Annotated in this window: 7 protein-coding genes; 4 read left to right on the top strand and 3 right to left on the bottom strand. The window is 72.7% G+C overall.

Going from position 1 to position 6,733, the window contains the following annotated elements; all coding sequences use genetic code 11:
• The first annotated feature begins 41 nt into the window (after positions 1 to 41).
• The 3 genes from Q0L54_RS01155 to Q0L54_RS01145 all read left to right on the top strand — a co-directional run bounded on the left by Q0L54_RS01155 (position 42) and on the right by Q0L54_RS01145 (position 3,065).
• A complete protein-coding gene (locus Q0L54_RS01155) occupies positions 42 to 1,343 on the top strand; it encodes a CBS domain-containing protein (RefSeq protein WP_296664737.1) in 1,302 nt (433 codons plus the stop codon).
• On the top strand, positions 1,336 to 1,863 hold the full coding sequence (locus tag Q0L54_RS01150) for a DUF1003 domain-containing protein (RefSeq protein WP_296664735.1): 528 nt from the start codon (positions 1,336 to 1,338) through the stop codon (positions 1,861 to 1,863). Before Q0L54_RS01155 ends, Q0L54_RS01150 begins: the two co-directional genes overlap by 8 nt.
• A gap of 74 nt (positions 1,864 to 1,937) precedes the next feature.
• Positions 1,938 to 3,065, top strand: coding sequence for a P-loop NTPase (locus Q0L54_RS01145; protein ID WP_296664733.1), 1,128 nt, complete (start codon positions 1,938 to 1,940; stop codon positions 3,063 to 3,065).
• 15 nt (positions 3,066 to 3,080) lie between these two features.
• Here Q0L54_RS01145 and Q0L54_RS01140 read toward each other — a convergent pair whose 3' ends face one another.
• Positions 3,081 to 3,710 carry a hypothetical protein gene (locus tag Q0L54_RS01140; RefSeq protein WP_296664731.1) on the bottom strand — a complete coding sequence of 210 codons (630 nt, stop codon included), beginning with the start codon at positions 3,708 to 3,710 and terminating at the stop codon, positions 3,081 to 3,083.
• An 80-nt stretch (positions 3,711 to 3,790) separates the two neighbouring features.
• On the opposite strand from Q0L54_RS01140, the gene Q0L54_RS01135 reads away from it, so the two are divergent.
• Positions 3,791 to 5,017: a galactokinase family protein gene (locus Q0L54_RS01135; protein ID WP_296664729.1), complete on the top strand. Its 1,227-nt coding sequence runs from the start codon at positions 3,791 to 3,793 to the stop codon at positions 5,015 to 5,017.
• A gap of 36 nt (positions 5,018 to 5,053) precedes the next feature.
• Here Q0L54_RS01135 and Q0L54_RS01130 read toward each other — a convergent pair whose 3' ends face one another.
• A complete protein-coding gene (locus Q0L54_RS01130; protein ID WP_296664727.1) occupies positions 5,054 to 5,851 on the bottom strand; it encodes an exodeoxyribonuclease III in 798 nt (265 codons plus the stop codon).
• Positions 5,848 to 6,732: a bifunctional methylenetetrahydrofolate dehydrogenase/methenyltetrahydrofolate cyclohydrolase gene (locus Q0L54_RS01125; protein WP_296664725.1), complete on the bottom strand. Its 885-nt coding sequence runs from the start codon at positions 6,730 to 6,732 to the stop codon at positions 5,848 to 5,850. Before Q0L54_RS01125 ends, Q0L54_RS01130 begins: the two co-directional genes overlap by 4 nt.
• Position 6,733 lies beyond the last annotated feature (1 nt).

Raw genomic sequence — 6,733 nt, 5'->3', positions numbered from 1 at the left:
GCATCCCGGGAGTTCCGGCACCCCGGGACTAGGCTGTGCGCATGAGCACCGGAGTCGACCGCGTCTACGTCGCGCGCCTCGCGGGCACCCCCGTCTTCGACCCCATCGGCGACGCGGTGGGGCGCGTCCGCGACGTCGTCGTGGTGGTCCGACGCACCGGCGGGCAGGCCCCGCAGGCCGTGGGTCTCGTGGTCGAGGTGCCGGGCCGGCGCCGCGTGTTCATGCCGCTCACGCGCGTCACCGCCATCAACCCGGGACAGGTCATCTGCACGGGAGTGGTCAACCTGCGCCGCTTCAAGGCACGCCCCGGCGAGTCCCTCGCGATCGCCGAGCTGTTCGAGCGCTCCGTCACGCTGAAAGAGGATCGCTCGACGGCGCTCATCGAGGACATCGCGATCGAGCAGGACCGCACCAGGACGTGGCGCATCACCAAGCTCTACGTCCGCCGGGCCGAGCGCCGCAAGGGAGTGCTGGGCATCTCCCGGCGAGGCGAGAGCCTCGTGGTGGGCGTCGATCAGGTGACCGGGCTGTCGCAGCGCGACAAGAATCAGGGCGCGTCGATGGTGATCGAGGCGTTCGAGGGTCACAAGCCCGCGGACCTCGCGGCTGCGCTCCTGGAAATGTCCCCGTCGCGTTCGGCGGAGATCGCCGCGGCGCTGGACGACGAACGCCTCGCGGACGTGCTCGAGGAGATGCCCGAGGAGGATCAGATCGTCCTCCTGTCGACGCTCCAGACGGAGCGCGCCGCCGACGTCCTCGAGGCGATGGATCCCGACGACGCCGCCGACCTGCTGGGCGACCTGCCCGCGCCGCAGGCCGCGGCGCTGCTCGAGCTCATGGAGCCCGAGGACGCGCGCAACGTCGAGCAGCTGCTGGGCTACGAGGACGACTCCGCGGGCGGCCTGATGACCACCGAGCCCGTGATCGTGGGCCCCGAGACCACGGTGGCGACCTGCCTCGCGCTGGTGCGCAAGAACGAGCTGCCGCCCGCGCTCGCCTCCATGGTGTTCGTGGTGCGGCCGCCGCTGGAGACGCCCACGGGCCGATACATCGGCGTGGTCCACCTCCAGCGCCTGCTGCGCGAGCCCCCCCACGACGCGATCGGATCCTTCGTGGACCCGGCGATCTCGCCGCTGCACCCCGGCGACCACCTGTCGACCGTCGCGCGGCGCATGGCCGCCTACGACATCCTGGCGCTGCCGGTCGTCAGCGACGAGCACCGGCTGGTGGGAGCGATCTCGATCGACGACGTGCTCGACCACCTGCTCCCCAGCGATTGGCGCGAGCACATGGACGAGGACGAGGAGGCGCAGGAGCCCGCCGCCGGAGGTGCCCGTGGCTGAGCGACGTCTGGACCGGCCGAAGGGTGCGGAGCGCACCCCGTTCCGTCGCCGCACGGACCCCGACCGCGTGGGCGTGGTCTCCGAGGGCATCGCACGCTTCCTGGGCACGCCGCGATTCCTGGTCTACCTCACGGTCTTCGTCATGGTGTGGCTGGCGTGGAACACCTGGGCGCCGGAGCAGCTGCGGTTCGACTCCGCCGAGTTCGGCTACACCCTGCTCACCCTCATGCTGTCCCTGCAGGCGTCCTACGCCGCGCCCCTGATCCTGCTCGCCCAGAATCGTCAGGACGACCGCGATCGTGTGGCGGCCGAGCAGGACCGGCAGCAGGCGGCACGGTCCCTTGCGGACACGGAGTACCTGGCACGCGAGGTGGCCGCGCTGCGTCAGGCCATCAACGAGACCGCCACCCGCGACTTCGTCCGCTCCGAGCTTCGCGCGCTGCTCGAGGAGCTGCGCAGCGAGGACGGCGAGCCCGCCGCCGACGAATCGGCGCGCAAGCCCGCGCGGCGCACCAAGTAGCCACCGCATCGTCCTCCCCCGGACCGTGACCGGGCGGCTCCGGCGGCCCCCTCGCAGCGCCTACGATGGACGCCATGCCTACCGCCGAACTCATCCGCGACGCCCTCGCCACGGTCATCGACCCCGAGATCCGTCGCCCCATCACCGAGATCGGCATGGTCCGCTCGGTGGAGGTGGCGGACGGTGGCCTCGCGGTGATCGGGATCGACCTGACCACGCAGGGCTGCCCGATGCGCGAGCGGATCACCTCCGATGTGGAGTCCGCCGCGCGCGCCGTCGCGGGCGTGTCCGACGTGCGGATCGAGCTGGGCGTGATGTCCGAGGAGCAGCGCCTGGACCTGCGCTCGCAGCTGCGCGGGGGAAAGCCCGAGCCGGTCATCCCCTTCACCCAGCCCGGCAACTTGACGCGCGTCTACGCGGTCGCCTCCGGCAAGGGCGGCGTGGGCAAGTCGACCGTGACGGCCAACCTCGCCGCCGCCATGGCCGCCGACGGCCTCAAGGTGGGGGTGCTCGACGCGGACATCTTCGGCTTCTCGATCCCCGGGATGCTGGGGGTCGAAGGGCAGCCCACCCGCATCGACGACATGCTGCTGCCGCCGATCGCGCACGAGGTGAAGGCCGTGTCCATCGGCATGTTCGTGCCGGAGGGCCAACCGGTGGTGTGGCGCGGCCCCATGCTGCACCGCGCCATCGAGCAGTTCCTCGCGGACGTGTTCTGGGGCGACCTCGACGTGCTGCTGCTCGACCTCCCGCCGGGCACCGGCGACATCGCGATCTCCGTGGCGCAGCTGCTGCCGCACGCCGAGCTGGTGGTGGTCACGACGCCTCAGGCGGCGGCCGCCGGCGTGGCCGAGCGCGCGGGGGCGATCGCCACCCAGACCTCGCAGTCCGTGGTGGGCGTCATCGAGAACATGGCCTGGCTCGAGCAGGCCGACGGCTCCCGCCTGCACCTGTTCGGCGAGGGCGGCGGCGCCACCGTGGCGCGCCGGCTGTCCCGCACCCTCGGCACTGAGGTGCCGGTGCTGGGCCAGATCCCGCTCGACATCGCCACCCGCGAGGCGGGCGACGCGGGCACCCCCGTGGTGATCTCCGACCCCGACTCCCCCGCCGCGACGGCGCTGCGAGCGATCGCGCGTACGCTGACGGCCCGCCAGCGGGGACTCGCGGGCCGGTCGCTGGGCGTCACGCCGGTCAAGCGTTAGGCGCTGCCGCCGGGGTCAGTGGTGGTCGGCGTGGGGCTCGCGCTTGCCCCAGCCCACGATGATCGCGGCGACCAGGCCGCACAGCACTCCGCCCGTCGAGACCGCGGGCGTCGCAAGGGCGCCCAGCAGAGCGTCATCGAACCCCGGGCCCGAGAGCCCGATCTGGGACAGCAGCCCCGCCGCGGCGCCGCCACCCACGCCGTCGAGCGTGCCCGTGATCGACATGACGTGGATGCCGATCGCGGTGGCCACGAACGCCGTCCCCTGGCTCCACAGGCCGCGGGACCGCGTCAGGTAGCGGACGGTGAAGCCCACGGCAGCGGTGAGCAGCAGCGCGAGCACCGAGTAGGCGTAGAGGTTGGGCCGCTCGGGTACCAGGACGGCCAGCAGCAGCGCCACCAGGAGGGCGACGGCGAGGCCCGCGGTGAGCGGGCCCATGCGGTTGGCGCGCACGCGGTCGAGGAACGATGGCGGGAGCGCGGCGGGCGCTGCCGCCTGAACGGGCGCGGACGCGACGGCCGGCGACTCCTGAGTGGGGACGGGCTCGGTAGGGGCGGCGGGCTCGGCGGCAGCGGGCTCGGCGGAGGACGCGGCCGCGCCCTCCGGCGTGGGCTCCGGCTTCGACGCTGCGGGCTTGCGGGGCATGAGGACCTCCTCGACTCGTTCCTGCCATGATGTCACGCCGGTCCCGTCCCTGAGACTGCGTTGCTGGCACAATGGCGAGAGTGACCGGGCCTGCCACGGAAGACACGCCTCGCTGGCTCCAGCCATGGAGCCTCGATGAGGGCTCCGACCGCGCCCGATCGCTGTTCGCTCAGGAGTTCGGCGGCGAGCCGGGCACGGTGGTCTCGGCTCCGGGGCGCATCACCGTGATCGGCGACCACACGGACTACAGCCGCGGGCTGGCCCTCGCCACGGTGACGGCGCACCGCACCTTCGTCGCCGCTCGCAGGCGCGACGACGAGGCCATCCGGGTGGTGAACGCCCAGGGGGACGCACTGCGCGGACCGGGTCGCCGGTGGGAGGGAACGCTCAGCTCCCTCGAGCCCGGGGACCAGGGCTGGCCGTCACGGCCCGCCGGCATCGTCTGGGCCCTCACCGAGCGCGGCTACCCCGCGACGGGGCTCGACATCGCCATCGATTCCTGCCTGCCGTCCCGCGCCGGCCTGGGCAGCGCCGCCTCCGTCATCGCCGCGGTGGGCCTGGCCTGTGAGGCGGCCTGGGGCCTCGCGCTCGATAACGAGGAGGGCACGATCGAGCTGGCCGAGGCCGGCTGGGAGGCGGAATCCGCCTTCGTGGGCTTCCCCGGCGGACGCCTCGACAGCCATGCCGTGCTGCGCTGCCGCGAGGGCGGGGCCGCGCTGCTCGACTTTGCCACCGCGCCCCCGACCGTGACTCATTACCCCTGGTACTTTGGCGATTATGGGCTGCGCCTCCTGGTGATCGACACTGGCTCCCGCAGGCCGGACTGGGCCGAGGCCTATGCGCGGCGCAGCCGCGACTCCGCGCAGGCGGCCGCGGCGCTCGGCGTGCCGTCGCTCCGTGATCTCGCCACGTCGGGCGACGCGCTGGCGCGCGTCGCGTCGCTCGCCGACGACACCCTGCGACGCCGCGCGCACCACATCGTCACCGAGGACGAGCGTGTGCGGGAGACGATCGCCGCCCTGGGCGGGCTGGGCCCTGCGCACGATCGCTTCTCCGAGATCGGCACGCTGATGCTCGAGTCGCACCGGTCGCTGCGCGCCGACTACGACGCGAGCACGCCCGAGCTCGACCTGGCGGTCGACACCGCGTTCGGCGCCGGCGCCCTCGGGGCGCGCCTGGCCGGAGCCGGCTTCGGCGGCTGCGCGGTCGCACTGGCGCGCTCCACCGCGGTGCCTGCTGTCGCCGACGAGGTCGACGCGATGCTCTTCGCGAAGGGCTTCGCGCGGCCCCAGTTCCTGCTGGTGTGACGCATCGGGCCCGGGCGGGCCGATGCGGCGCCCGCGCTACAGCGCGTAGTCGACCACCAAGGGAGCGTGGTCGGTCCAGCGGGAGTCCCACGACGGCTGCCGGTCCACGCGCACCGCGGTCACCGCCGACGCCAGCGCGGGCGTCGCGAACTGATAGTCGATGCGCCAACCCGAATCGGTGTCGAAGGCCTTTCCGCGCATCGACCACCACGTGTAGGGGCCGTCCTGATCGCCCACGTGCGCGCGGTGAGTGTCGACCCAGCCGGAATCGAGCCAGCGGTCGAGGTACGCGCGCTCCTCGGGCAGGAAGCCCGCGGACTTCAGGTTGCCCTTCCAGTTCTTGATGTCCCGGTGGGTGTGGGCCACGTTGACGTCGCCCATGATCACCACGCGGTCGTACTGCTCCGCCAACTCCGCCATGCGCGCGGTCATGAGATCCATGAAGGCGTACTTGTCGTCCATCGACGGAGTGCCGGCGGTCCCCGAGTGCACGTAGGTCGACACCACTCGCACCGGGCCCGCGGGCGACGGCACGGTCGCCTCCACCCAGCGGCCCGTGTGGGTGGCCTCGGTGAGGCTCACGCCGCCCGCGGCGAGACCCACCACCACGTCGGCGAGCTCGTGGCGCGCCAGAATCGCGACCCCTGAGCGGCCCTTCTGCTCGCTGACCTGCTGGACGTGATGCCAGCCGTCGAAGGCCGCGGGAATGATCTCCTCCGGCGCGCGCACCTCCTGCAGGCACACCACGTCGGCGTCCACGGCGTCGAGCCAGCCGAGCATGCCCTTCTTGAGGGCGGCGCGCACGCCGTTGACGTTGACGGAGGCGATCCTCATCGCAGGCCCGCCGCGCGCTCCGCGCTCTCGACCACGTTCGCCAGCAGCATCGCGCGAGTCATGGGCCCCACGCCGCCGGGGTTGGGCGAGTACCACGAGGCCTTCTCGCGCGCCTCGGCCGTGATGTCGCCCGCGACCTTCGACTTGCCCGTCTCGGGATCCGTCACCCGGCTGACGCCCACGTCGATGAGCACCACGCCGTCCTTCACCATGTCAGCCGTCACGATGCCGGGCACGCCCGCCGCGGCCACCACCACATCGGCCCCACGCGTGTGGGAGGCGAGATCCGCGGTGCCCGTGTGGCACAGCGTCACCGTGGCGTTGACGGCCTTGCGCGTGAGCAGCAAGCCGATGCTGCGGCCCACCGTGGTACCGCGGCCGATCACCACCACTTCGGTGCCGCGCAGCGACACCCCGTGGCGCTCGATGAGCTCGATGATCCCCTTGGGAGTGCACGGCAGCGGGGACTCCACGTCCTCGCTCACCCGCAGCACCAGGCGACCCAGGTTGGTGGGATGGAGGCCGTCGGCGTCCTTGTCGGGGTCGACCAGCTCGAGCACCCGGTTGGTGTCGATCCCGGCCGGCAGCGGAAGCTGGACGATGAAACCCGTGCATTCCGGGTTCGCGTTGAGGCGCGCCACGGCGGCCTCGATCTCCTCCTGGGTGGCCGTCCCCGGCAGGTCCTCGCGGATCGAGGAGATGCCCACCTCCGCGCAATCCGCGTGCTTGCCGTTGACGTACCACGTGGAGCCCGGGTCCTCGCCCACGAGGAGAGTGCCCAGGCCGGGGACCACGCCCCGCTCGCGGAGCGCCGTCACCCTGCCCGTGAGCTCGGCCTTGATGGCGGCCGCGGTGGCCGTGCCGTCCAGCTTCTGAGCCATG

The sequence above is a fragment of the Demequina sp. genome, from assembly GCF_024642165.1.
GTDB lineage: Bacteria > Actinomycetota > Actinomycetes > Actinomycetales > Demequinaceae > Demequina.
Note: the sequence above shows the minus strand (reverse complement) of the source record. Positions and strands in the feature narration are given on the sequence as shown.

What these genes read in the sequence shown, in the direction of transcription:
- Q0L54_RS01140 (WP_296664731.1), bottom strand. Translation starts at nt 3,710, where the DNA reads ATGCCCCGCAAGCCCGCAGCGTCGAAGCCGGAGCCCACGCCGGAGGGC.
- Q0L54_RS01125 (WP_296664725.1), bottom strand. Translation starts at nt 6,732, where the DNA reads ATGGCTCAGAAGCTGGACGGCACGGCCACCGCGGCCGCCATCAAGGCC.
- Q0L54_RS01130 (WP_296664727.1), bottom strand. Translation starts at nt 5,851, where the DNA reads ATGAGGATCGCCTCCGTCAACGTCAACGGCGTGCGCGCCGCCCTCAAG.
- Q0L54_RS01145 (WP_296664733.1), top strand. Translation starts at nt 1,938, where the DNA reads ATGCCTACCGCCGAACTCATCCGCGACGCCCTCGCCACGGTCATCGAC.
- Q0L54_RS01155 (WP_296664737.1), top strand. Translation starts at nt 42, where the DNA reads ATGAGCACCGGAGTCGACCGCGTCTACGTCGCGCGCCTCGCGGGCACC.